Genomic DNA, 2,686 nt, shown 5'->3' on the forward strand with positions numbered 1-2,686 from the left:
CTGCGTATATTGGTAAGTCGTTCTCGATAAATCAAACCTTCCACCTACACAACTTTATTCCTGGTGTGGTGTTCAATACCTTCTTGCGCGATGTCGACAAATTCCTTCAAGAAAATAGCAGTGAATTCGCCATTGTACGCATCGCGAAATCAGGCATCGATACCGATAACTTTACCCCGCTAGACCAAGAGCAGGTCAAACAATGTTTAGCTGCGAGCATATCAGATTCTGTCGGTTATCAAGTTACCAATAGCCTAGAGAGCTTCCATAAATTAACACTCAACCAGGTAGCAAAAGGGAAGCGCTTAATTGTGTTGTATGGTGCAAATAACGTCAATGACAGCTACAACGATGATGACTATTCTGACTCGTTGAATGATCCGTCTGCCATCATTGCCGCCTTGAATAAAACCGTTCAGAAAACGGGCAACTACCAATATACAGTGCTGCAACTGCAAAACACGGGGTCAGCTGCGTTGAAACACTACATACCTCAGATAATTTCTCATGCTACCGCATGGATTAATGATTTAGTATTCTCAGGCACAGGTAACCTACTTCAAGCCACCAAACCAATCTTTGATCATGCAACGTACACTTGGCTTACCCAGCCAAATATAGTTAAAGCCATTGCTAATCAGCATGGTCCCGTGATGGTTCAGAATGACTTTGTCGAAATCGCCTTATATCAACATGCACTGGCATTAAGCCAGCAACGATACGCTCAACGAGTCGCTAAGAAAAATAAAACCTTAGCCGAGGCTTAATGTGATAAATCATTGTAGGTAATACTTGTAAGCTAACATAACAGTTCGCCTCGAAAACGGCCTAGCTCTCTTGAACTAGGCCTTCTTATCGGTTCATGCCTGGTGGGCATATCGTTATTGGCAGGACTGCCCTCAATAGGTTTCAAACTTATTGAAATTCATATAGTTAAATACCTAATACTTAACTTCTACTTATTGACAAAGCCAATGGCCATCATGTTTCATAGTATTTCAATATATATACAAGGATTATTATGTTAGTTGGCAGCGGTATCAGGCACTTGGTCATGTTCAGCATGGCTTCGTTGTTAATAGGGTGCGCCGTAAGTTATGAAGCGGCTCAGGAAAAGTATCAGAATGGAGAAGTTACTGAAGCTCGCGAGGCTTGGGCCTCACTTGCCCAAGAAGGCGATACTCGCGCAATGTACAAGCTTTACACAACGGGTAGTGTAAACCACTCCTCCGATGTTGATGCGCTCAAACAAGCAGCAGATCTTGGATATTCGCCTGCTCTGTATGATTATGGTTTGGTTCTCATTTCTCGAGAGCAATATACCAGCGGTTTAGCGCAGATTGATAAGGCTGCGACACAGAGCTTTGAACCCGCTATTGCATGGCAAAAATCCCATCCGGAAGAAATCAAATATTGGCCAAAAGCAGAGAGCGGTAATCGCTATTCGATGGTCACTCTTGGTGAATACTATAAAGACCGCAAAGACTACGATGAAGCTTATAAATGGTTTAAGAAAAGTGCTGATCTTGAATACCCGAGTGGCTATTTCTATATGGGTGTGATGTATGACTTTGGTTACTCCGTAGATAAAAACCCCAACACCGCAGCTAACTGGTATCTAATGGCTGCCGATAAAGGCAATACGACGGCTGCCGGCAACCTCTGCTTTATGTATCGAGACGGAAATGGCGTAAAGCAAGATAAAACTAAAGCCCGTGAATTTTGTACCCAGAGCTCCAAAGGCGGAAATGTTAATGCAACTATAGAGCTCGGTCGTATGTATCTACACGGTATTGGTGGAGATAAAGACCCAAAGAAAGCCTTTACACTGCTTGAACCTCTGGGCTCAAAAGATCGTTTTGCAGCCTATCACTTAGGAGGGATCTATTACAGCGGTATCGGTCAGCCCGTTGACTACCCAAAGGCCTTCTACTGGTATGAAAAAGCAAACAAGCATAATACATTCACTTTACCCGCCAAACGAATAGCCATCATGTTTGAAGACGGTTTGGGGCGAATCAAAAGTCAGAGTCAAGCCTTTAAATACTACCTAATTGCTGCCCAGCGAGGTGATTCCTTCTCTCAAGAAAAGGTGGGCTACTATTATCGGCGAGGGATCGGAACCGCTAAAGATCTGCAGCGCTCAGCGGAGTGGTTCGAAAAAGCAGCACAGCAAGGCCGGAAAATCTCTGCATACTACATTGGTATGGCTTACCTAAACGGAAATGGCGTCAAAGCGAGTGCCAGCAAAGCAGAACAGTACCTACTACAGTCGGCTAAAGCTGGTGATATGGACGCACAATTCCAGCTCGGGTACGAATACTCTAATGGTAATCACTTCACCAAAGATAATGATAAATTTGCTCTTTGGACACAAAGATCCGCTGATCAAGAACATCGTATCGCTCAGTACAATCTATCCGTAGCGTACGAAAATGGCTGGGGCAAAGAGAAAAACTATGCATGGGCCGCCTACTGGCGAGCAAAGTCAGCAAAACAAGATTATGATTCTGCTAAAGAAACCTTTCCTAAGTTATTAAAAAAACTCTCTATGCTCAAAGTGAGTAAGAATACCCGAGTCAGAAGTGCAGCAGATAACGACAGCAAGAAAGTTGCTTCGGTGAAAAAAGGAGATACAGTTTATTTTTTAGGAGGCAACTCATCTTGGAAAGAAGTGTTGCTGGCT

The 2,686-nt window shown here is 43.6% G+C and carries 1 protein-coding gene and 1 pseudogene; both read left to right on the top strand.

The window, feature by feature from the left end:
• A pseudogene (locus MHN01_RS23780) lies at positions 1-767 on the top strand (flagellin); the annotation flags it as partial.
• Between the two features lie 254 nt (positions 768-1,021).
• A partial coding sequence (locus tag MHN01_RS23785; RefSeq protein ID WP_239413832.1) for a tetratricopeptide repeat protein occupies positions 1,022-2,686 on the top strand: 1,665 nt, incomplete at its 3' end.

The sequence above is a fragment of the Photobacterium sp. OFAV2-7 genome, from assembly GCF_022347985.1.
Classification (GTDB): domain Bacteria; phylum Pseudomonadota; class Gammaproteobacteria; order Enterobacterales; family Vibrionaceae; genus Photobacterium.